The 255-nt window shown below is 62.0% G+C and carries 1 pseudogene; it reads left to right on the top strand.

From position 1 onward, the window contains the following. Positions 1-255: pseudogene (tuf, locus tag IB267_RS33085) on the top strand (elongation factor Tu); the annotation flags it as partial.

Below are 255 nucleotides of genomic sequence, written 5' to 3'. Positions count from 1 at the left end.
TGCTCGACCAGGGCCAGGCCGGCGACAACATCGGCGCGCTGATCCGTGGTGTTAACCGTGACGGCGTTGAGCGTGGCCAGATCCTGTGCAAGCCGGGTTCGGTCAAGCCGCACAAGAAGTTCATGGCCGAAGCCTACATCCTGACGAAGGAAGAAGGCGGCCGTCATACGCCGTTCTTCACCAACTACCGTCCGCAGTTCTACTTCCGCACGACGGACGTGACGGGCATCGTCACGCTGCCGGAAGGCACGGAAA

It is taken from the genome of Ensifer sp. ENS09, assembly GCF_014852425.1.
Lineage (GTDB): Bacteria > Pseudomonadota > Alphaproteobacteria > Rhizobiales > Rhizobiaceae > Ensifer.
The sequence above is the reverse complement of the archived record's forward strand: the minus strand, read 5'-3'. Positions and strand labels throughout refer to the sequence as shown.